The sequence below is a fragment of the Halalkalibacter oceani genome (assembly GCF_023715605.1).
Classification (GTDB): domain Bacteria; phylum Bacillota; class Bacilli; order Bacillales; family Bacillaceae_D; genus Halalkalibacter; species Halalkalibacter oceani.
This window is the reverse complement of the sequence record NZ_JAMBOL010000014.1, coordinates 37,425-60,342: the sequence shown is the minus strand read 5'-3', so window position 1 is coordinate 60,342 and position 22,918 is coordinate 37,425. Positions and strand designations below refer to the sequence as shown.

Annotated in this window: 21 protein-coding genes; 10 read left to right on the top strand and 11 right to left on the bottom strand. The window is 47.8% G+C overall.

From position 1 onward, the window contains the following. Positions 1-316: 316 nt before the first annotated feature. A complete protein-coding gene (locus M3202_RS14905; protein WP_251224112.1) occupies positions 317-1,336 on the top strand; it encodes an LLM class flavin-dependent oxidoreductase in 1,020 nt (339 codons plus the stop codon). A 231-nt stretch (positions 1,337-1,567) separates the two neighbouring features. On the opposite strand, the gene urtE is transcribed toward M3202_RS14905, so the two are convergent. The 5 genes from urtE to urtA form a co-directional block, all read right to left on the bottom strand. Further along, on the bottom strand, positions 1,568-2,260 hold the full coding sequence (urtE, locus tag M3202_RS14900) for an urea ABC transporter ATP-binding subunit UrtE (RefSeq protein WP_251224111.1): 693 nt from the start codon (positions 2,258-2,260) through the stop codon (positions 1,568-1,570). Further along, positions 2,238-3,044, bottom strand: a complete 807-nt coding sequence (gene urtD / locus M3202_RS14895; protein ID WP_390188865.1) for an urea ABC transporter ATP-binding protein UrtD — start codon at positions 3,042-3,044, stop codon at positions 2,238-2,240. Before urtD ends, urtE begins: the two co-directional genes overlap by 23 nt. Next, positions 2,989-4,080 carry an urea ABC transporter permease subunit UrtC gene (gene urtC / locus M3202_RS14890; protein ID WP_251224109.1) on the bottom strand — a complete coding sequence of 364 codons (1,092 nt, stop codon included), beginning with the start codon at positions 4,078-4,080 and terminating at the stop codon, positions 2,989-2,991. The genes urtD and urtC overlap by 56 nt, the downstream gene beginning before the upstream one ends. Before the next feature lie 85 nt (positions 4,081-4,165). Beyond that, positions 4,166-5,068 (bottom strand): urea ABC transporter permease subunit UrtB, encoded by a 903-nt coding sequence (gene urtB / locus M3202_RS14885; RefSeq protein WP_251224108.1) that lies wholly within the window; start codon positions 5,066-5,068, stop codon positions 4,166-4,168. Positions 5,069-5,173: 105 nt separating this feature from the next. Further along, on the bottom strand, positions 5,174-6,457 hold the full coding sequence (gene urtA, locus M3202_RS14880; RefSeq protein WP_251224107.1) for an urea ABC transporter substrate-binding protein: 1,284 nt from the start codon (positions 6,455-6,457) through the stop codon (positions 5,174-5,176). 272 nt (positions 6,458-6,729) lie between these two features. Between urtA and ureA the strand changes: the two genes are divergently transcribed. The 8 genes from ureA (at position 6,730) to M3202_RS14840 (ending at position 12,879) form a co-directional block, all read left to right on the top strand. Beyond that, entirely contained in the window at positions 6,730-7,032 is a 303-nt protein-coding gene (gene ureA / locus M3202_RS14875) for an urease subunit gamma (protein ID WP_251192649.1), read from the top strand. Positions 7,033-7,121: 89 nt separating this feature from the next. After that, a complete protein-coding gene (locus M3202_RS14870) occupies positions 7,122-7,493 on the top strand; it encodes an urease subunit beta (protein ID WP_251224106.1) in 372 nt (123 codons plus the stop codon). After that, complete coding sequence (ureC, locus tag M3202_RS14865) at positions 7,490-9,205, top strand: urease subunit alpha (protein WP_251224105.1); 1,716 nt, start codon at positions 7,490-7,492, stop codon at positions 9,203-9,205. The genes M3202_RS14870 and ureC overlap by 4 nt, the downstream gene beginning before the upstream one ends. Positions 9,206-9,228: 23 nt before the next feature. Continuing rightward, positions 9,229-9,711, top strand: coding sequence for an urease accessory protein UreE (locus M3202_RS14860; RefSeq protein ID WP_251224104.1), 483 nt, complete (start codon positions 9,229-9,231; stop codon positions 9,709-9,711). After that, a complete protein-coding gene (locus tag M3202_RS14855; protein ID WP_251224103.1) occupies positions 9,611-10,363 on the top strand; it encodes an urease accessory protein UreF in 753 nt (250 codons plus the stop codon). The genes M3202_RS14860 and M3202_RS14855 overlap by 101 nt, the downstream gene beginning before the upstream one ends. A 189-nt stretch (positions 10,364-10,552) precedes the next feature. Further along, complete coding sequence (ureG, locus tag M3202_RS14850; protein ID WP_251224102.1) at positions 10,553-11,182, top strand: urease accessory protein UreG; 630 nt, start codon at positions 10,553-10,555, stop codon at positions 11,180-11,182. Next, complete coding sequence (locus tag M3202_RS14845; protein WP_251224101.1) at positions 11,179-11,979, top strand: urease accessory protein UreD; 801 nt, start codon at positions 11,179-11,181, stop codon at positions 11,977-11,979. The genes ureG and M3202_RS14845 overlap by 4 nt, the downstream gene beginning before the upstream one ends. A 96-nt stretch (positions 11,980-12,075) precedes the next feature. Further along, positions 12,076-12,879: an alpha/beta hydrolase family protein gene (locus M3202_RS14840; RefSeq protein ID WP_251224100.1), complete on the top strand. Its 804-nt coding sequence runs from the start codon at positions 12,076-12,078 to the stop codon at positions 12,877-12,879. A gap of 208 nt (positions 12,880-13,087) precedes the next feature. Here the strand turns inward: M3202_RS14840 and M3202_RS14835 are convergent, their stop codons facing one another. The 5 genes from M3202_RS14835 to M3202_RS14815 all read right to left on the bottom strand — a co-directional run bounded on the left by M3202_RS14835 (position 13,088) and on the right by M3202_RS14815 (position 20,192). Beyond that, positions 13,088-13,495: a hypothetical protein gene (locus M3202_RS14835; protein WP_251224099.1), complete on the bottom strand. Its 408-nt coding sequence runs from the start codon at positions 13,493-13,495 to the stop codon at positions 13,088-13,090. A 113-nt stretch (positions 13,496-13,608) separates the two neighbouring features. Further along, positions 13,609-14,631, bottom strand: coding sequence for a Delta(5) desaturase DesA (desA, locus tag M3202_RS14830; protein ID WP_251224098.1), 1,023 nt, complete (start codon positions 14,629-14,631; stop codon positions 13,609-13,611). A gap of 240 nt (positions 14,632-14,871) precedes the next feature. Then, complete coding sequence (locus tag M3202_RS14825) at positions 14,872-16,911, bottom strand: catalase (protein ID WP_251224097.1); 2,040 nt, start codon at positions 16,909-16,911, stop codon at positions 14,872-14,874. A 135-nt stretch (positions 16,912-17,046) separates the two neighbouring features. Beyond that, positions 17,047-18,837, bottom strand: a complete 1,791-nt coding sequence (locus M3202_RS14820; RefSeq protein WP_251224096.1) for a stalk domain-containing protein — start codon at positions 18,835-18,837, stop codon at positions 17,047-17,049. 122 nt (positions 18,838-18,959) lie between these two features. After that, positions 18,960-20,192, bottom strand: coding sequence for a benzoate/H(+) symporter BenE family transporter (locus M3202_RS14815; RefSeq protein WP_251224095.1), 1,233 nt, complete (start codon positions 20,190-20,192; stop codon positions 18,960-18,962). Positions 20,193-20,518: 326 nt separating this feature from the next. Between M3202_RS14815 and M3202_RS14810 the strand changes: the two genes are divergently transcribed. Beyond that, entirely contained in the window at positions 20,519-21,526 is a 1,008-nt protein-coding gene (locus M3202_RS14810) for a siderophore ABC transporter substrate-binding protein (RefSeq protein WP_251224094.1), read from the top strand. 190 nt (positions 21,527-21,716) lie between these two features. On the opposite strand, the gene rlmN is transcribed toward M3202_RS14810, so the two are convergent. Continuing rightward, entirely contained in the window at positions 21,717-22,790 is a 1,074-nt protein-coding gene (gene rlmN, locus M3202_RS14805; protein ID WP_251224093.1) for a dual-specificity RNA methyltransferase RlmN, read from the bottom strand. Between the last annotated feature and the right edge of the window lie 128 nt (positions 22,791-22,918).

Here is a 22,918-nt window from a genome sequence, read left to right as displayed (position 1 = left end):
ATAACCGAGGATCCCGCCCCATATTAGAAATAGATCCATAAAGCATTTATTTTCTTTCTAAGCTTTTCGGGGGAAACCAATCATACCCCCTTTCTTTTTCTTAACGGTAGCTTTTCCCATCTCATTCATGCGAGTTCCTCCCAATTCCCCCCTCCTATGACAAAAACTAAAATCACTCTTCGCCGATATCCGCTAAATTCTCCTTATACAGGGCAAGCTACAAAAGAATCATCTGCCTCAAGCCGTTTAATTGGACGATGCAGAAAAAAAGCCGTATCATTTTTAGGAAGGATGTATTTCTAAGGAGGAAAAGACCTTGACCTCATTTACCCCTAAACATTTTCATAATATACCATTATCCGTTTTGGATCTTGCTCCGATTACGGAAGGCAGCGACGCGAGTCAGTCGTTTAAAAACAGCGTTGAACTGGCCCAGCATACAGAGGAATGGGGCTTTCACCGCTATTGGCTGGCGGAGCATCATAATATGCCCGGTATTGCCAGTTCAGCTACTTCGGTCGTGATTGGCCATATTGCCGGAGCAACGAAGCATATTCGCGTCGGCTCAGGCGGTATTATGCTGCCAAACCACGCGCCGCTAATGATCGCCGAGCAGTTCGGCACGCTTGAAGCGATGTATCCGGGTCGGATTGATCTCGGGCTCGGACGGGCGCCGGGAAGTGATCAGGCGACAGCTTATGCGCTTCGTCGCACTTTGCAGAGCCGGGGAGAAGATTTTCCTGAGCTTGTCGAGGAGTTGGAAGGCTATTTTGCCGGTGGCGAGTCGGCCCGCGTGCGCGCGTTTCCAGGCGAGGGAGCTGATATTCCGATTTGGCTGCTGGGCTCCAGTGGCTTCAGCGCTCAGCTCGCCGCTCATAAAGGCTTGCCGTTCGCCTTTGCCAGCCATTTTGCTGCGGAGTATACGTTGCCGGCCCTCCGGCTTTATCGCGATAACTTTAAGCCTTCGGAAATTTTAAAGAAGCCTTATGCGATGGTCGGCGTTAATGTAATTGCCGCCGATACAGAGGAGAAGGCCCAGTTTCTTGCCACCTCTCAGCAACAGCAGTTCCTGAGCCTGCGTCGCGGTGCTCCGACACCATTGAAGCCGCCGGTTGAGAACTTGGAGGAAGTCGTTAGCAGCTATGAGCTTGCCAGCTTATCGCAATCGCTCGATTCCCGTACGACCCTTGTCGGTACGAAGGAAACCGTCAAGAAGAAGCTTGAGCAATTCCTTGCTGAAACCGAAGCTGATGAGATGATCATTAATTCACAAATCTATGATCAGCAGGACCGTTTGCGCTCCTATGAAATTGTCGCAGAGCTGCTTGAAGTATAAGGGGCTGAAAAAGTACGATTTTCACTTTTTCAGCAGCTTTTTCAGAGGTTTCGTTGTGAAGGGGGTCTCAAAACAGGCTTGTGGCGTGTGAATCCATTGCCAATAGGTCCGTCTCGAGCTCTACACTTCGAATCACCCTGTAAACGATTTTCCGATTTTTTATATAAGAAAAAGCAGGTGAACCCGACAGGTGATGAACAATCCCCTGTCAGGCTCTCCCTGCTTTTTTTCTTATACACTGAGCAGCCGGCTGACCTCTTCTTCAATTAGCTCCTCGCCTTCATAGACGATTCTTCCTTTGTCGACGATATAGAAGTAATCGGCGACACTTTTGGCGAAATCGAAGCTTTGCTCAACGAGCAAGATTGATGTTTCCTTTTGGTTTTCCTTAATGTCCTTGATAACTTTTTGAATATCCTCGACGATATTCGGCTGGATTCCTTCGGTCGGCTCATCAAGCAACAGCAGTTCAGGCTCGGACACAAGCGCTCTGGCAAACGCAAGCTGCTGCTGCTGCCCGCCGCTCAGGTCACCGCCGGGGCGGTCCTTCATTTCCTTTAATACAGGAAAATACTGATAGATCGTTTCATCAATCGTCCGCTTCTTGTCGCTTCTCGCCTCAAGCCCTAATAGCATGTTTTCATAAACCGTCAGATTGGAGAAAATTTCTCTGCCCTGCGGAACAAAGCCGAAGCCTTTTTTCGCCCGATAGGTCGGATTTTTACTCGTAACATCCTCCCCTTTATACGTGATCGTTCCTTTTCGATTCGCCAAAACGCCCATAATCGTTTTGATAATCGTCGTTTTGCCAACGCCGTTTCGTCCCATCAGACAAACGACCTGGCCCTGTTTGATTTCAAGCGATACATCACGAATGACGATACTATCATCATAAGCTACTTCAAGCTGTTGTAGTTGCAACATCCTTCGCCTCACCCTTACGTCCAAGATATACTTCCATTACGCGCTCATTTGCCTGGACGATTTCCATCGGCCCGTCGCAAAGCAGCTGCCCTTCATGCATCACCGTCACCTTTTCTGAATACTTGCGGACAAACTCCATATCATGCTCGACGACGATGATCGCGCACTGCTCCTTTAATTTCAGCAGCAATTCGCCTGTCTTCTCTTCCTCCTCCTCCGTCATGCCGGCAATCGGTTCATCGAGCATCAGAAGATCGGGCTTCTGCATCATCACCATCCCGATTTCCAGCCATTGCTTCTGGCCGTGGGAAAGCAGCCTCGCCATTTCGTCTTTATGAGGAAGCAACCCAATCAGCTCGAGCATTTCCGTAATTTGCGCCCTCTCTTCCTTTGTTGACTTCGCCTTTAAAATGCTAAATAGCCGCTTATCCTGCTTCATCGAAAGCTCAAGATTTTCCCAGACAGTTAAATTCGGAAACACGGAGGGAGCTTGAAATTTGCGGCCGATCCCTTCGCGGACAATTTCAAATTCCTTCAACTTTGTCAGGTCATGCTTTTCTTTAAACATCAGCGTCCCCTGACTTTGCTTTGTTTTTCCACAGACGACGTCAAGAAAGGTTGTTTTACCGGCGCCATTCGGCCCGATTAGGAAGTGAAGCTCCCCTTCCATGATTTCAATCGAAAAATCGTTAATCGCATAAAATCCACCAAAGGCAACCGATGTATGTTCAGCTTGCAGGATAGTCCGCTTCTTTGCTTTCTTTGTTGACTGTTCGTTTTTCATTTGCATTTCCTCTCCTTTTTAATTTGTCCAGCAGGCTCATCAGGCCTCCAGGTAAGAAAATGACGACAATCACAAACACGGCACCAAGAAAATAAAGCCAAATATCGGGATACGACTCACTGAAAAACGTCTTGGCACTGTTTGTTAAAACCGCTCCAATAACCGGGCCGACAAGCGTGCCCCGTCCACCGATCGCCACCCATAAAATCATTTCAATCGACGGGATAATGCCGATCATCGTCGGCGAAATGATGCCGACTTGCGTAACAAACAGCATGCCGGCCAAACCGGCAATTCCAGCCGAGATGGAGAACACAAGCACTTTGAACATCGACGTATCATAACCGGAGAAACGCAGGCGATTCTCCCCGTCGCGAATAGCGATTAACGCCTTCCCAAAGCGGCTGTTTACGAGACGGGTGCAGATGAGAAAAACGATAACCAGGCAGGCAAGCGTTATATAATAGAGCGCTTTTTGCGTCGCCGGGTTGGACAGTGAATAGCCAAATATCGTCGAGAAACCTGTTAACCCGTTTGTTCCGCCTGTTACATCCTGCTGACTAATAATCAGCGTCACGGTAACCATCACAAGAGCCTGTGTCAAAATGGTAAAATAGACGTCCTGAATCCGATTGCGGAATGTAAAGAATCCAAGGATTGTCGCCAGTATCATTGGAACAAAAATAGCGGCGAGAATCGCGACAGCCGGATTTTGCAGCACTGCCCAGAACCAGGGAAGCTCGGTAATGCCGTTCCACATCATAAAGTCAGGTACACCGTTTGATGATTCCATCGTCAAATAGATCGCCATAATATAGGCTCCGAGTCCGAAGAAAATCCCGTGTCCGAGACTGAGTACCCCCATATAGCCCCATAATAAATCAAGTCCAATGACAAGAATCGCAAATGCCAAATAGCGGCCTAACAGGTTGACACGAAAGTCTGACAGAAAAAATGGCAGTATGATTAAAATAATCGTCAAGATCAGAAACAGCCACTTTCGGCTGATCAAATAATTGGCAATTGATAGCTTCATAATATGTTGTTCTCCCTTCTATCAATCCTGCTGATAGGTCGTAAGCCTCCATATCCTCAGCAGGCACCGGCCCGTATCCTCCTGTTTAATCGAGGGAACGGGTGCGCAATGAAAACATTCCCGATGGACGCCATTGCAGGAACAGGACAATTAAGGCGAAAATAAGCACCTTTCCCATTGAAGCATTGGTCCAGTATTCAAATACTGTATTGAAGACGCCGATCCCCATTGCACCGGCGACCGTTCCGAGCAGCATCCCGACACCGCCGACGACAACGACCATAAAGGCATCGACAATATAGTACGTACCGATCGTCGGCCCGATCGGCCCAATTAACGTTAAAGCCGCACCGGCAATCCCGGCGATACCGGCGCCGATCGCAAAGGTCGTCGCATCCACGCGCCGCGTCGAAATCCCGACACACATCGCCATTTGCCGGTTTTGCATGACCGCCCGTATCTTTCGACCATTGTTCATTTTATAAAGATAAAACGATAGAATCGCAAAACAGACGAGAACGAGCGCAATAATAAAAAGTCGTGAAACTGGCAATGTCACAGACATGATCTCCACTCCGCCTCTAAGAAACGACGGCGCCTCGACACCGACGTTCGGCGCTCCAAAAATAGAACGGGCTGTTTGCTGAAGAATGAGACCAACACCAAATGTCGCCAGTAAACTGTCAAGCGGTCGGCCATAGAGATGACGAATGATCGTATATTCTAATAACATTCCGATTAATGCTGCAACAATAAAAGCGATGGGAATAGCCAACACGAAATAAAGATCGAATAAATGCGCAGGGACGTATTGCGTAAAGATCGACTGGACCACATAGGTCGTATAAGCGCCAATCATAATCAGTTCCCCATGTGCCATATTGATTACTTTCATTAATCCAAATGTTATTGCCAAACCGAGGGCGATCAGCAACAAAATCGATCCTAAACTGATCCCATTAAACGCCTGGATAAGTAGTGCTTCCACCGTGAATCACATCCTTTTTTTCCTCAATCAGAATCAGCATATGCAGGCAGCTGCTGCCTCCTTTGAACTGGCAGCAGCTGCCGCATTGCCTCCATGATGTATTTGCTATTGAGCTAATGTGCTGCTGATTTCACTCGCCCAGTCATACCCTTCTAAATAAGGATCTGGTTTAACCGGCTCTCCGGAATTCCATACTTCCGTAAATTGACCATCTGCTCCGATTTGACCAATCCGCACCGTTTTATAAACATGCTGATTATCGCCATCGACAACAACAGGTCCGCCAGGCGCATTAAACTCAATGCCGGCTGCCGCTTCCCGAACTGCGTCAACGTCAGTCGTTCCTGCTGCTTCTACAGCCTGGGCCCATAAATGAACCATGAAATATCCTGCTTCGATCGGATCGCCCGTCACTCGATCCTCACCGTATGCTTCCTTATACTTCGCAACAAATGTTTCATTTTCCGGTGTGTCCGTAGTTTGATAATAATTCCAGCTTGCATAATGACCTTCCAGAACGTCAGCTCCAATACCGCGAATTTCTTCTTCGGCTACACTGACAGAAAGAATCGTCACATCATCGGCTGTAATTCCGGCATCTGACAGCTGTTTAAAGAAAGCTACATTACTGTCGCCATTTAATGTGTTGAAGATAACTTGCGGCTGAGACTCACGGATCCTGGAAATAATTGTATTATAATCAGTATGACCAAGCGGCGTGTACTGCTCGTCAACTAATGTTGCACCATTTTCTTCAAGCTGCGCTTTAATGATCTGGTTCGCCAGACGCGGGAACACATAGTCAGAGCCTAATAGGAAGAACTCTGTCCCTTCATTCTCAAGCAGCCAGTCAACCGCCGGCACAATTTGCTGATTCGGTGCTGCTCCTGCATAAAAAATATTCGGAGAAGCTTCCATACCTTCATATTGAACCGGATAGAAAAGCAGTCCGTTGTTGTCCTCGACTACCGGCAGCATCGCTTTTCGGCTCGCTGACGTCCATCCGCCAAAGATGACATCGACCCCGTCCTGCTGCAACAGCTTCGTCGCGCGTTCAGAGAAAATATTAGGCTCTGAGGCACCATCTTCAATGATCGGGACGATTTCTTTTCCCAATACGCCGCCAGCTTCGTTAATTTCCTCGATGGCCAACAGCTCGGCATCCCTTACGGACGTTTCACTCATCGCCATTGTTCCGCTTAAAGAATGAAGGATTCCTACAGCAATTTGTTCACTTTCATCAATTTCAACCTCTTCTCCGGGTTCTGCCTCCGAAGCCGTGCCGCCCTCAGTTCCTGTCGTCGGCTCATCACTTCCTCCGCCACAAGCCGTTAAGGCAAGCATTGTCAGTCCTACCACTCCAGCTAACCACTTCTTTTTCCGTAACATGTTTGACCTCCCAGTTATTATCTTTTTCGAACAATTCCGATAATACCAAGTTTCTAACTCAAGTACAGCATTTATGTCAGGAAAGCTGACAGAACATTTTCTCACAAAATGGCTGAATATCTAACAACTGTATGTCATTTTTACTATCCAACTTCCATGTCAGATTATTTAACAACATTATTGCAGCCGCTTTTTTTACAAGTTACAGTTCATATATGACTTTTGGAATATTCAGCAGCAAAAGCTTACATGAGATGTGAGGTGAAACATACATGATTCTTAACCCAATCGAAAAAGAAAAACTGTTTCTATTTATGGCAGGTGAGCTGGCAAAACAGCGCAAGGAAAAAGGACTGAAGCTAAACTACCCCGAAGCTGCCGCTATCCTTAGCTGCTTTATTCTTGAAGGAGCAAGAGAAGGGAAATCGGTTGCTACGTTAATGAAAGAAGGAAAGCATGTGCTGACCGCCGATGATGTTATGGAAGGAATTCCGGAAATGCTGGATCACATCCAGGTCGAGGCTACCTTCCCGGATGGAACAAAGCTTGTAACGATTCATGACCCTATACAATAGCGGCTGGGACAGAAGTTGACGTTAAGAGGAAGAGCAAAGGGAAAAAGCCTACCCTTTTGTCTAAAGCTCATACAATGGGAGGGATTGCCTTGATACCAGGAGAAATTCGGACTGCGAAAGGTTCGATTGAATTAAATGAAGGAAGAAAAACAATCTCGATACGCGTCGCCAATAGTGGAGACCGACCCGTTCAAATCGGCTCCCACTATCACTTTGCCGAGGTTAATCGCGAGCTCGTCTTTGATCGCAAAGCCGCTTATGGCATGCGTCTTGACATTGCCGCGGGTACGGCCGTTCGCTTTGAGCCGGGCGAGGAAAAAATCATTGAGCTCGTTGAGTTCGGCGGTTTAAAGGAAATTTATGGCTTAAACCAATTAACAGAAGGAAGTCTCGCAACAGAAGAAACGGCTTTTTTGAAAAAGATTGACGCATTTGCCCGGCAAGGAGGCGAAACAACTTGAAACTGACACGTCCACAATATGCAAGCCTGTACGGCCCGACGACCGGTGACAAAGTCAGGCTCGCCGATACGGAGCTTTGGCTTGAAATCGAGCAGGACTTTACCGTTTATGGCGATGAATGCAAATTCGGCGGCGGCAAAGTGCTGCGCGATGGGATGGGGCAAAGCGGCATCCATTCTCGCGATGACGGCGTGCTTGATCTGATTATTACAAACGCGACCATCGTCGACTATACCGGAATTATTAAAGCGGATATCGGAATTAAAGATGGACGGATCGTCGGCATCGGCAAAGGCGGAAACCCGACTGTGATGGATGGCGTCGCTGACAATATGATCGTCGGCGCCAGCACCGAAGCGATTGCCGCGGAAGGCTTGATCGTCACAGCTGGCGGAATTGACGCTCATATCCATTTCATCAGCCCGCAGCAAATCGAGACGGCGATTTCCTCCGGGGTAACAACGATGCTCGGCGGCGGAACAGGTCCAGCTACCGGCACGAAGGCAACGACCTGCACACCCGGAAGCTGGAATATTCACCGGATGCTAGAAGCTGCCGAAGCCTTCCCGGTTAACATCGGCTTTCTCGGCAAGGGCAACAGCGCCAGCCACGCTCCGTTGCGCGAACAGATTGCAGCCGGAGCAATCGGCCTGAAGCTTCATGAGGATTGGGGGACGACCCCGGCGACGATCCGCACCTGTCTCGATGTTGCTGATGAGATGGACGTACAGGTCGCCATCCATACCGATACATTAAATGAAGCCGGCTTCTTGGAGGAAACCGTGGCGGCAATCGGCGATCGGGTAATTCATACGTATCATACCGAAGGAGCCGGTGGCGGACATGCCCCCGATATTATTAAAATTGCCGGCCTGGCCAATATTCTGCCGTCCTCAACGAATCCAACGCGGCCATTTACGATCAACACGATCGATGAACATCTCGATATGCTGATGGTCTGTCATCATCTTGATCCTCGTGTGCCAGAAGATGTCGCTTTTGCCGATTCGCGGATTCGGCCGGAAACGATCGCAGCCGAGGATGTGTTTCACGATCTTGGGATTATTAGCATGATTTCCTCCGACTCCCAGGCGATGGGCAGAGTCGGCGAAGTTGTTCTGAGAACATGGCAGACGGCCGATAAGATGAAAAAACAGTTCGGGCCGCTTGAAGAGGATGCCCCTTATGACCATGATAATTTCCGCATTAAGCGCTATATCGCGAAATACACGATCAATCCGGCGATTACGCACGGCATTGCCCATGAGGTTGGCTCTATTGAAGTCGGAAAGCTCGCCGACCTTGTCCTGTGGGACCCGCGCTTCTTTGGGGTCAAACCTGAACTGACGCTTAAAGGCGGAATGATTGCCCACGCCCAGATGGGAGATCCGAACGCTTCGATTCCGACGCCGCAGCCGGTGATGCAGCGGCCGATGTTCGCCAGCTTCGGCAAAGCCGTCCAGGCGACAAGCCTGACGTTCCTGTCACAAGCGGCCTACGACCAAGGTGTCCATAAACAGCTTGGGCTGCAAAAGAAGATTGCCGTCGCCCATGGCTGCCGTAACCTGGCAAAAGCGGACATGAAGCTGAACGACGCGACGCCGGATATTGAGGTCAATCCGGAAACGTATGAGGTTAAGGTTGATGGCAAACTAGTCACATGCGAGCCGTTTGAAACAGTGGCGATGGCTCAGCGTTATTTCTTATTTTAATTTTATCGAGGAGGCGAGCAACGATGCGAATGACAAAAGTGATTGGCAACCTTGAAGATATGCAGCATGACAAAGAGAAGGTCGAATGGATTGAGCTCGATTGGGAGGAACTGAACAAGCGAATCCTGCGCAAAACGACAACAACTGGCCGCGAGGTGGCGATCGTCCTCGATGAGCAGGGCTTGCGCTATGGCGACGTGCTTTTCCATAACGATACTTCAACGATCGCCATCCGGACGAAGCTTGAGCCGGCTTACGTCATTAAGCCTGCCACGCTTACCGAGATGGGAAAGGTCGCCTTTGAGCTTGGCAACCGCCACACCCCTTGTATTATCGAAGACGATGAGATTATCGTCCGCTACGACCAGACACTTGAAGTGATCTTTCGCGAAACGGGGGTTGCCTATGTCGAAGCAGAGAAACGATTTAACGAGCCTTTCAAATACAAAGGACACCACCATCACGATCCAGATGAATCAGCTTCTGCAGCTCATGCACATTCATGATTCCGCTTTTCCGATCGGTTCATACACCCATTCCTTTGGGATGGAAACCTATATTCAGCAAGGAAAGATCCACGACAAAGAGACGCTGCTCACGTATTGCCGCAGCTACCTTCACGGCAATCTCGGCACAGGCGACGCGATCTTTGTGAAGGAAGCTTGGCAAAGCCTTGCCGCAGTCCCAGGTCTGACGACTCTTTACGAGCTAGATTCGTTCTGTCACGCACAAAAGCTGGCAAAGGAATCACGGATCGGCAGCACCAAAATGGGGCGTCAGTTTCTTGAAACGGTCTGCCCCCTCTCCTCTTCTCCACTGCTTCCACAATGGAGAGAGGACATCAAAGAAAAACGAACCCATGGGCACCATGCGCTCTCTTATACGCTCTATGCATATACCGAAGGAATGCCGTTAGCGGTAACGATTTGCAGCTTTCTTTATTCCTCGGTCGCCAACCTGATCCATAATGCTGTCCGTGCCGTCCCACTTGGGCAAACAACCGGCGTTCAGGCGATCCACGCAATTTTGCCCGACTGTGAACAGGTCACGACCCAAGTATTGGCCCGCACGCTTGACGATGTCTCCAACCAGGCAATCGGAATTGAACTCGCCTCAATGGAGCATGAATTTTTATTCTCACGCTTATTTATTTCCTAAGAAAAGCGCCACAGGCGACTTTTCTTAGAAGCGTCGGGCGGCGCCGTTACCATTTCTATAAGTCTATCTGAAAGTGGGGTTCTTTCAGATAGACGTGTAACGAGCGAAGCCGACGCCCTTCCACGAGTAACCCGAAAATTTTGATCATAAAAAGCGCCACAGGCGGCTTTTCAAAAAGGAGATGATAGGATGAAGCCCGTACGAATTGGAATCGGCGGTCCGGTCGGCTCAGGGAAAACATCGTTGGTCGAACGATTGACGCGCAAGCTGCATGAGACATACGAGCTGGCCGTCATTACAAATGATATTTATACGAAAGAGGATGCCCAGTTTTTAACGACACATGGAGTACTTGAAGCCGACCGCATTATCGGTGTTGAAACCGGTGGCTGCCCGCATACCGCTATTAGAGAAGATGCTTCGATGAATTTTGAGGCGATCCATGAATTAAAGCAACGCTTTTCCAGCCTCGATATCATTTTTGTCGAGAGCGGTGGCGATAATCTCTCAGCGACATTCAGTCCCGAGCTCGTCGACGGCTTTATTTACGTGATCGACGTCGCCGAAGGGCAGGATATTCCCCGCAAAGGCGGGCCTGGCGTCACTCGTTCCGACTTGCTTGTCATTAACAAAATCGACCTGGCACCTTACGTCGATGTCGACCTCGACTTAATGAAATCAGATACGAGCCGGGCAAGAGGCGAGCGTCCTTTCGTATTTGCCAATCAAAAAAAGGATATTGGCATTGATGAGATCATCAAATGGATACAATCGCAACTGCTGCTGGAGGACTTTGCCGAGGAGCCGGCTAATACATGAGCCACGCCGCTGCCGCCTTCCAGACACTGCAAGGCCGGCTTGACCTCAGCTTCGCCCATCATCGCGGCAAAACGAGAATGATGAGCTGCTATCAGCTGCCGCCGCTGAAAGCGAGCCGCGCTCTTTACCCGGATGATGATGGAGCTGCGACTGTTTATTTGGTCGATACATCGGGCGGGATCGCGAGCGGCGACGAGAACCGGATGACGATCTCGGCCTCTGCCGCCGCCAAGGTTCATCTGATCCAGCAGTCATCCACAAAGATTTACCCGGCCCGGCTGGATGGAGAAGTAAGCAAGCAAAGTCTGAGCTTTGATATTAGCGAAGAGAGCAGCCTTTACTGGCATCCGGAAACGACGATCCCGTTTGCCGGCTCGCGTTTCGTGCAAACGATCGAGATCGCGCTTGATTCCAGCTCCACCTGCTATTTTGCCGAAATTTTATCACCTGGTCGGCTGGAGCATGCCGAAAGCTTCCAGTATGAGTCACTCGATTTAAAGCTGTCGGTTGCGTACGAAGGCCGGCAAATCGCCTACGACCGGCTCCGCTTCCAACCGGACGCTACGCCCCAGCTCGGCATGCTCGATGACTATTATTACGGGAGCGCCTGGTTCTTTTCCCCGGACTTTGGTGAATCCGCAGCCGAGCTGCAGGAAGCCTGTCCGATTGATCAAGATTGCCGCTTTGCGGTGACATCGCTTGATCCGGTCGGCTTTCATGCCCGCTGGCTAAGCCGCGATCTTTGCTTACTAAAAGCACATATGAAAAGCTTTTTTCAGCACATTAGCACATTATAATCGACAAAAGACATCCATCCCCTTTGCGTATAGTGATAAAATAAGTGGTGAAGCACTTATTCTTTTCAAAATCACTAATGTGAAGGGGACTTTTCAATGAGTAAACAAACGACACCTGTCTACAGTAACAAGTATGGCTCTGTTAGTCTTTTTGCCTGTCAATACGACCAGCGTTTTTCCTACTATGCCTATATCCCAAAACGCGAGGAAGGCACAACCTATTCATTAGCTGTTATCGTTCACGGCGATGAGCGCGCCGCGCAAAAATTCAGAGGCTCTTTTAAAGACTTCGCCGAAGAAACCGATACCATTATTTTGGCACCCCTCTTCCCATCTGGCATTATTGAACCAGATGATACCGACAATTATAAATTCATCGCCTTTCATGACATCCGCTTCGATCACGTCCTATTGGCGATGATCGATGAAATCGCTTCCAAATATTCGATCGCCAAGGACAAATTTCTCCTCCACGGCTTCTCAGGCGGCGGTCAGTTCGTTCACCGTTTCTATTATCTCCATCCCGATAGGCTGCTCGGCCTCTCAATCGGCGCCCCCGGCCGCCTGACGTACTTGGACGAGTCAAAAGTGTGGTATGCCGGCATCCAGGATTTCGAAGCGCGCTTCGGTCAGGCAATTAATTTCGCTCAATTAAAACAAGTACCGGTCCAGCTCGTGATCGGCAGCGAAGACCACGGCAGCGCCAAACCGCTCTCCGATCCGACAGCGACGCTTGACACAAGCCAAATCGGCCACACCCGCATCGAACGCCTGCAATCTCTGCGTGACAACTACGAAGCCCACTCGATCGAAGTCGAATATGTCGAAGTCCCCGGAGCAGGGCACGAGCCATTCAAGCTGCTCGATCCGGTAAAAGCATTCTTCAAACGGGTTTTATAGAGCTTGAGAAAAAAGGTTTGCTTTTATCTTTTTTCTTAAGCTCGAAGCAGGTTTCTTCGGGATGAACTTTGCGCAGAACGAAGCTACTGCCACCTTTTTTGACAATCTTTTGAGTCAGTCTAAAAGTGGGGTTCTTTCAAACTGACGTGTAACGCGCGAAGCCAAGTCTTTTAAAAAAGGAGCAAAGAAATTGTTCTCATGCTCCTTATTAAGCCTGACCGGAACAGCTTACTCCGGCAAAACGCCCCACCCATTCGGACATCAGCGTAAACAAAGGGATCGCAGCTAAAAAAGGCAGGAAAATGACGTCCCCGGTCATCTTGGCGTTAAAAAAGCTGACCGAAACAAACAGAATGCCAACACTATTAAAAACGGCGATCTTTAAAAAAGGGTGGAGCGGTAATTTTCTAATAAAGTAGTAAAGAGGTGCGGCAAACACTGAGAGGCCAAAAAAGCATACCGCAAATGCGGTAAAGACCATCAGCCATTCAAAATCAAATCCTATTGGGTTGCGCTTCAATTCATAAGCGACAATGATCTTAACCGAAATCGAAACAATAACACTTACGACAAAGGATGTGAGCACAGAATCAAAAAATAATCGCTTCCCTTCCATAAGGCATCCTCCTCCGGCAAGATTGCTTCCCTCGAAAAGCGAAAACAAAGCCTGAGAACGAAGGCACCAACCTTTGTCTCAGGCTCCTTGACTTCCATCTTTACAAAATCAAATCAGCTCGCTTTTTTCTTTGCCCGTTCTCGTCTTTTTAATTCGCCGAAGCTGACAAATGTTCGGTTCTCTTCATCCCACAAACGGTGCCGCAACGATCTGAGACTCGTCAGCAAATTAATCGTCGTCACCTTCTGCAAATCAGGATTGTTCGTATGCACTTTTTGCAAATGATAGTTCGGCAGCTTCGGGCTGAGATGATGCACATGGTGGTAGCCAATATTGCCCGTCATCCAGCGGAGGACGTGCGGCAGTTCGTAAAACGAACTCCCGTGTACAGCCGCTCTAATATAATCCCATTTGTCATTACGTTCAAAATAGGAGTCCTCGAACTGATGCTGGACATAAAATAACCAAATGCCGGCAGCAGCCGAAAAGAAAAAGATCGGACCGTGCACGAGCAAAAATTGTTGCCAGCCGATTAAAAAGGACAGGCCGACAATGATCGCCGCAATGCCACTATTCGTTAAATACGTGTTAAGACGTTCCTTCATCCGCGCGCCCGGACGGTTAAACCGGTAATCAATCAGGAAAATATAAAATGGCCCGATGCCAAACATGCAAACCGGATTGCGATAAAGGCGATACATCAGCTTCTTCAGACGGGAAGCCGCTACATATTCCTCCACCGTCATCGTCCAGACATCACCGACACCGCGGTTATCGAGCTTTCCGTTCGTCGCGTGGTGAACATTATGCGTATAACGCCATTGATGAAACGGAGTAAACGTTAAAATGCCGGTTATCGTTCCGACAATCGTATTTGCTTTACGGTTGGAGAAAAAGGATTGGTGACAGCAATCATGGAAGATAATAAAAATTCTGACAAGCAAGCCTGCAGTCGGGATCGCTATGGCCAATGTGAGCCAGTAAGAAACGGAGAGGGATAAGTAAGCCAAAAACCACAGCACCACAAAGGGCACCATCGTATTTATCAATTGCAATACGCTAGCTTTCGTATTGGATTTTTCAAACGGTACGATATTCTTTCTAAGATTTTCTTTCGCTTTTTTTTGGTTATTCATAGACGACCTACTCTCTTCGAAAATTTGAATAAAGAATGGATTCCGAATTGAGCCAGATCTATTCTCTAACTTAAGTATAGTTGATCTGATAAGAAAAAGTAAGCTATATTTCGTGACAAAATTATGCATGATTCGGACATGTATGCTAATTTCTTACCGCGATTTTAAGCGTGATGCACCTACCAAAGAGGATGACAGACAAAAAAAGAGGGTGGGCCCATGTGCCACCCCCTTCTGGTTTTACTTTACTTGCCGAGCCCAATGCCGGTGAGCGGCGATTGCTTCGAGAAACTGCGTAGTAAATGTCTCGATGTTCTGTTCAGCTGTGACAACACCCGCGCTGTTTTCCATGCCGGCTTCTTTCACCCATGTCAGTCCTTGATGGGTGGCGCCGATCGGCTTAAAGTGATCATACGCTTCATGGAGAAAATACAAGGCGTCCTTAATAAACGAGCGGTCAACGTTGTTACCTCCGACCAGATAAAGCGCATCGAACAGCACGGACTCCCCGGTCAAGAATGTATGATCCACTTCCAGCTCGCTGCCGTCCGAGCCCGTTTTCTTTCCAAGCCGGTCACTGACAATCTCCGGCTTCGCGCCCTCCTGCTTTAAGCGGTCCAGTACGGCCATTACATCCTGGCCATTAAAGCCGTCATCAATAATAACACCAACTTTACGTGTATCGACCTTTTTTATTGTATTTTCCTGGCTTAAAGCTGGTGATGACTTCGTTACAGAAGAGCCTCCGCCTTTCGGAGCCTCGACTCCAATCGCTTCAGCAAACCCTTTTGCCAGATCGAGACTGACATTGGCAAACATCTCGACAACCTGCCGTTGAACGGATTTGCTTTCCACCTTTCCAAGCTCAAAGCTGAATGCCTCAATAAGATGCTGCTTCTCCGGCTCGCTCATGCTGTTCCAAAATAACGTCGCCTGTGAAAAATGATCCTTAAAGCTTTCGCTGCGAGCCCGGATTTTGCGCCCATCTATCTTTTCCTGATAGTGAACATAGCCGCCTTCTGCCTCACTGGCCGGCGCTGGCGTGTTCCCGGCGAGAGAATTTTTATGATAGCTGACCTGCCCCTTGTTGATCGTCTGTCTGCCATAGCCATCGCGCTGATTGTTATGGAACGGACAGACCGGGCGGTTGATCGGCAGCTCATGGAAATTCGGCCCGCCTAAGCGAATAAGCTGCGTATCTGTGTAGGAAAATAACCGTCCCTGTAGCAGCGGGTCATTTGTAAAATCAATGCCCGGCACGACATGACCTGGATGGAAGGCGACCTGTTCCGTTTCCGCAAAGACATTGTCAACGTTGCGGTTCAATGTCATCTTCCCGATGATTTTGACAGGGATGTCCTCTTCCGGCCATATTTTCGTCGGATCAAGAATGTCGAAGTCAAAAGAGAATTCGTCCTTCTCCTCAACAATTTGGACGCCCAGCTCATATTCCGGGTAATCCCCATTTTCAATCGCCTCCCACAAATCACGGCGGTGAAAATCCGGGTCCTTCCCTGAAATCTTTTGCGCTTCATCCCATACTAAAGAATGGGTGCCGAGAACCGGCTTCCAATGGAATTTCACAAAAAACGCCTCGCCCTCTTCATTCACAAAACGGAACGTATGCACGCCAAACCCTTCCATCATCCGAAAGCTACGCGGAATGGCGCGGTCAGACATCGTCCACATGACCATATGGGCCGACTCTTGATTGTTGGCGACAAAATCCCAAAATGTATCATGCGCGGAAGCAGCCTGCGGCATCTCATTATGCGGCTCCGGCTTCACCGCATGAATCAAATCGGGGAATTTCATCGCATCCTGAATGAAGAAAACCGGAATATTATTTCCGACTAAATCATAATTTCCTTCCTCCGTATAAAATTTCGTCGCGAACCCGCGCGCGTCACGGACCGTCTCTGCTGAGCCCTTGGAGCCCGCAACGGTCGAAAACCGCACAAAAACAGGCGTCTTCACCGCTGGATCGTGCAGGAATTTCGCCTTCGTATATTTCCTCATCGATTCATATACTTGAAACTCACCATGAGCCGCAAAACCACGGGCGTGCACGATCCGTTCCGGAATACGCTCATGATCAAAGTGCGTCATTTTTTCACGGAAATGAAAATCTTCCATTAATGTCGGGCCCCGTTCTCCCGCTTTGAGGGAGAATTCATCCTCCGCGACTTTCAACCCCTGATTCGTCGTCAGCTTTTTGCCCTCATCTTCAACGCGAAACTGCTCCAGTTGTTCATCTTTTTTGTTCGGTTTATCACTCATCAGTACTCCTCCTTTATCATGCTTTGCAGGTTGAGTACCCGTTTTGTCGGCTGCTAAAACAAAGAGAGGTGTGTCAAAGGAACTGCGACCCTTTGACACACCGCCTAAAATTGTGGGCGACATATCCCTAAGCTTCTATCCCTTGATCGGCGCTTGCTTCCATGTTTCTCCGCCGTCTTCGGTCTTTAAAAGTATTTCATCCTCCAAGTCTTCCGACGCTGCCAAGATCCAGCCCTCCATGTTATCAACAAAGACGATCTGTTTGAGCACCGAATTTGTTTTCAGCGTTTCGTTGAACGTCTTATTGGTGGACACCTTTTCCCACTCTAAGCCATCTCTTGTGCGGTACAATCCATCGTCAACAATAGCCCAGCCCCTATCGCGAGCAGCGAAGGTCATATCGCTGACATTTTCTACATTCACTTCGGCTGGTAGAAGTTCACCATCCCATGATTCCCCCCCGTTCATTGTGCGAAACGCAACGGTTGATTGCTCGTCACGATACGCAAAGCGGGCAATCACAATTCCTTCTTTCTTTTGCGAGCCAAAAAATTGCGGCACGGAAAAAGATGTAATGAACTCTTCACCTTCAACCTCTTCAGGCACGTTAAGCTCAACCGGACTCCAGCTCTTGCCACCATCTACAGTCTGATAAAACAACAATTCATCACTGACCGGATTGTCCAGCGAAACCCATCCATGCTCTGCGTCGCTGAAAATGATACCATTGGCCGTTCCGGTTAACGAAAGAGCATTCCTCGTTGCCTCATCGGACTCCAAGTAATCGGTGTTGCTGGATAATAGCTCCCACGTTTCTCCCCCATCTATCGTCCGAAACACTCTTTTCTCACTCTTCATCATCGCGGCATCTCCGACCGTTAACAACCAGCCTTCCTGATCATTGAGGAAGGTAAAATCCACAGCCATATTATAGCCAGGAATTGAAGTTTGGCTCCAATGTCGCCCTCCATCAGCTGTATAGGCGATTACCATTTCCTTGTCATTCGTCCAGCTAATCCAGCCATGGTCTGCATCGAGAAACTCAAACGCTGGCTGGGAAATGCTAGCAGTGGATTCATCGTCCAGCCCTGTTAGAGGAACCTCTTTCCAGTGCTGCCCCCCGTCTATCGTCTTAACCACCTTCAACGGATCGGACTCCCAGGCCCAACCGATTTTATCATTTATCATCTGTACAGCTTGCGGATGCTTCAGCACCTCCCCCGTCGTCGAATCAGTAGAACCATCGCCAGCCTTATCATTCACTCCCGGTATATTAGACGAGCCGTCATTAAGTAACTCGGTAATCAGCCAGCCGCCATCTCCTTTGCTTACCGTCAAGCTCGCATGAGCGGTACCGGCACTTCCCGTTGACGTTGCCATATGAAAGATAACTTCATATTTTACCGCATCTTCAGCCGAAACCTTCTGCTCATTGATCTCGTAACGCTCGACCCATGGACTTGATACACCGGTGACCCAGTTGAACCGCTTCAACTGTTCTCGTGTCTGCTCTTGGACGTCCGGAGCGAACATCGCATATTGCACAGCACCGTTTCTCTGCTTCACCGCTTCTGCCCATGTTTCCACCGCCTTATTGGCGCTGACCGGCGCAATCCAGTTTCGCAGCAGTTCTACCTGACGCTGGAGCGACTTATCTTCCTCTTGGGGTGAGTCGACATCCGTCATATCGACTTCCACTTTATTTCCCTCTTTGTTCCAATTGACTTTTGCCCCTAACGCCTCGCTAATTGAACGCACTGGCACCATCATGCGGTTGTTAATAATTTGCGGAGGTACATCGGTTTGAATCATATGGCCGTTCACTTCCAGCTTAATCGAATCAGAAGCGGTTACAGCTACAATGCCTGCCAATAAAAAAATCGTTGTCATACAACTAGCTAGGATGATTCCCTTTTTGCTTCGCATCTTAGAAAACCTCCATCATTTTTTTCGCTTCATATATACAGGAACGTCAGCAAACTTAAAAAAGTTTCATCTCCCTTGAGGAAAACCTCATCCGGCTTTCTTTAGATGAATCTCAGCGTCAGCTACGCGGTTTGCTTTCTCAGTTCTGCCTTTCCTCGCTTCGTTTCCATTTTGCGGGCAATGAACGTTCCAACAAGCAATGACCAGACTGGTGCACTGATATTAAATAATGTAATACCGGAGGCGGCAATAATAAACGCAAAAGCAGCGCTCATTTTCAGCTCTGGCTTTGAAAAGCTGATATGCAGGCTGTTCCCGAACACACCAAGCAGTGAAAGCCCAACTAAAATCGCGACAAAATCAGCCGGCAAAGCTTGAATAAACGGAACGAGCTTCCAGGACAGAAGACCGAATGTAATCAAAATCAAGCCAGAGATGACAGCGCCAATATACCTCTTCTCGTAAGGCCCCGCTTCTTCATCAGCACAAATCGCCGACATCATTCCCGCGACATTGGCACTGATTCCGCCAAAGAAGCCGGCGCAAATTGTAAAAATCCCACCAAGTGAAACCAATTGATTAACCGGCAGATGATAATCGTTCTGCTCAATTGCTCCAATCCCGACCGCAGCATCATTACTTAAAATTAATAATGCCAGCGGGATCGCAACTGACAAAAACCCTAAAACGCTGAAAGACGGCATCTGAACAGCCGGAACGACAAAAGCCGAAGCGCCCCCGCTTACATGAAGCGGATAAGTTACGAGCAACAGAATAAAGGCCGTCCCCACAGCAGCAATCAACGGAGGTACCCTCATTTTTTTATAGCTGAAAACAAAAAACACTACTAATGAAAGAATGCCGATCAACGCCATCTGACTAATCGAAACAATGAAATTCGTCATATATTTCATAATCATTCCGGCAAGCATCGCCGCGATAATTTCCTTCGGCACATATTCAATCAACTTTTTAAAAAAACCGAAATAACCGACAATAAGCATTAATAATCCGGTCAGCACATAAGCTCCAACAAGCTCGTGATAAGAAAATTGCCCCGTGACTGTAGCTAAAAAAGCGATCCCTGTGATGGAACTCGCTCCGACAATCGGCATCCGGTAATAAAGTGGTACTAAAACGCTGAATAGCCCGCCGAAAATATACATCGCCAGCATCCATGAAATGGTTTGTTCATTTGTAAAACTACCGTTTTCAGCTGCCTGCAGAATAATGACAGGCACGCTGATAATGGCCAATAGTCCGGAAACACAGCCCGCGGTTATATTTTTTCCATTAAAATCTGTAAATGGATTTGTATTATTCTTCCGTCCAAAAAAAACATTCCATCCTGCCATAAAAAACCCTTCCCTACGCTGCTAAAATTCGGCTTTTCACTCCCATGATCATGTTTCACATGAAACATTAGGAAACCGAAATATTTGTTGACAGCTTGCATTCTTTTCAAACAATTGTGTTAATTATATGCCCATCAACTGGCTGCGTCAACAGCATGATAAAGCACTATTTTTAAATTCTTACTTGACTTATGATAATGATAATTGTTATCATTTGTTTATGGCTGTTTTCTGTTTAATCAGCAAATTTGTTGGATAGCGACAGGTTTTAAATTATGCTACATAATTTAAAAATAGATAAACTATACGATTAGGAGTGAGATAACATGAAGAAATATTTATCCTTTCTTATTCTTCTCGTGCTGGTTGTTACATTAGCCGCATGCGGAACAGACTCATCAAATGATGCAGATACAGGTGAAGAGGAAAGCCCGGCTACAACTGAGGAAGCGACTGAAGAGGACGGCAGCGGAGCGGAAGCAGAGTCCGAAGCAGCTGAAATTACCGTTACTCATGATCTTGGCGAAACAGTTGTTCAGAAAGAACCGGAAACGGTTGTTGTCTTTGATTACGGTGCTCTTGAGACATTAGATACACTTGGAGTCGAAGTCGCAGGTGTCGCAAAAGGAAGCTCGCTGCCGGATTATTTATCAAAGTATGAGGGCGATGAATATACGAATGTCGGAAGCTTGAAAGAGCTTGACTTCGAAACAATTTATGGTTTAAATCCGGATTTAATCATTATTTCCGGCAGACAGTCTGAAGCGTATGAAGAATTAAGTGAAATCGCTCCTACCATTTTTGTCGGAGTCGATACAACGAACTACATGGAGTCGTTCACCCACAATGTTGAATTGTTAGGAGAAATCTTCAACAAAGAGGAAGAAGCAGAAGCAGAGTTAACAAAAATCAATGATGCGATTGCAGCTTTAAATGAAGAAGTTGCTGAACTGGACGGAACTGGACTCATCGTTTTGACGACAAGTGGAAATATTAGCGCATACGGAAACGGCTCAAGATTCGGGATCCTTCACGACGTATTCGGCATCCCGGCAGCTGATGAAAACATTGAAGCATCAACTCATGGAATGAGCGTTTCGTACGAATACATTGCCGAAACAAATCCTGATTACCTCTTCGTGATCGACCGTGATCAGGCGATTGATGAGGCAGGCAGTGAAAATCCATTAATTAACAATGAAATTATCGACAGCACAAACGCTGCGCAAAATGACAACATTGTCTTCCTGAACCCAAGTGTTTGGTACCTATCCGGCGGTGGATTAATCTCCGTATCGGAAATGGTGAAGGAAATCCACGAAGGCATTCAATAAGAAATGACGCCTAAGGGCGCCTCGAGTCTGTCGACAAAGTCGGCAGGCTTTTTTGTAAGTTGAAGAAAGCAGTCGCTTCGAATCCGCTACCGGGATGGGGGCACGCATTTCATCTAAAAAAAATCGCTCGTTCCTATAAAATGGAGTGACTACACCCCAAGCTATAGAACGAAGCGATTTTTATGATTGCCTAAACCTTCTGCTTTTGCTTTTTCTTCATTTGCTTACTGCGAAGCTGACCGCAGGCGGCATCAATATCAGTGCCGTGCTCCATCCGGACGACGCAGTTAATTCCTTTTTTCTTCAATGTATCATAGAAGGTGCGGATCGCTTCCTTCGTGCTTCGCTGATATTGACTGTGCTCACTAACCGGGTTATACGGAATTAAGTTGACGTACGCCAGCTTTCGTTTATCAGCAATCAGCTCAGCAAGCTCAAGAGCATGCTCCTTATGATCATTAACATCCTTCAGCAAAATATACTCCAACGTTATACGCCGATTTGTCTTCTCGATATAATAGTCGATCGCTTCCATCAGCTTCTTAATCGGATAAGCACGGTTAATTTTCATAATCCGGGTACGCAGCTCGTCATTCGGTGCATGAAGGGAAATCGCCAAATTGACCTGTGACTGCAAATCAGCAAACTCATAAATTTTGTTGACAAGGCCACTTGTTGAAACAGTAATATGTCTCGCGCCAATCGCCAGCCCCTTCTGATCCTTCATAATATCAAGGAAGTCCACCATGTTCTCAAAATTATCAAATGGTTCCCCGATTCCCATGATGACAATGTGACTGACCCGTTCGCCCTTGCCAACCGAATCCAAATAAAGCTGGACTTTCATAATCTGCTCAACAATTTCACCACTGGACAGATCACGATCCTTCGTCAACAGGCCGCTCGCGCAGAAGCTGCAGCCAATGTTACAGCCGACCTGCGTTGTTACACAGACGGACAGGCCGTATTTCTGACGCATTAATACTGTCTCAATTAAATTGCCATCGTTCAGCTTAAAGAGAAATTTAATCGTCCCGTCTGCCGACTCCTGCTTTATATGCTCAGTCAGCGTCTGGAATTCAAAATGATCCTCCAGCAGTTGCAGGCATTCTTTATTAATATTCGTCATCTCGAAAAACGTCGTTACCCGCTTTTGATAAAGCCAGTCCCATACTTGAGAAGCGCGAAATTTTTTATGTCCATGTTCCAAAAGCCAAGACGTCAATTGTTCAAAGGTTAATCCATAAATGGATTGTTTACTCATGTAATACCCTCTTTTCAAGCTTGAAATGTATCCCTTTATTCTACCCAAAGAAAGCAAAACAAGCAAACGGTTTGTTTTCCAGTGTTACCAAATCTGGTCCCCTTTAAACGATCTCAGCTCTCTACCCG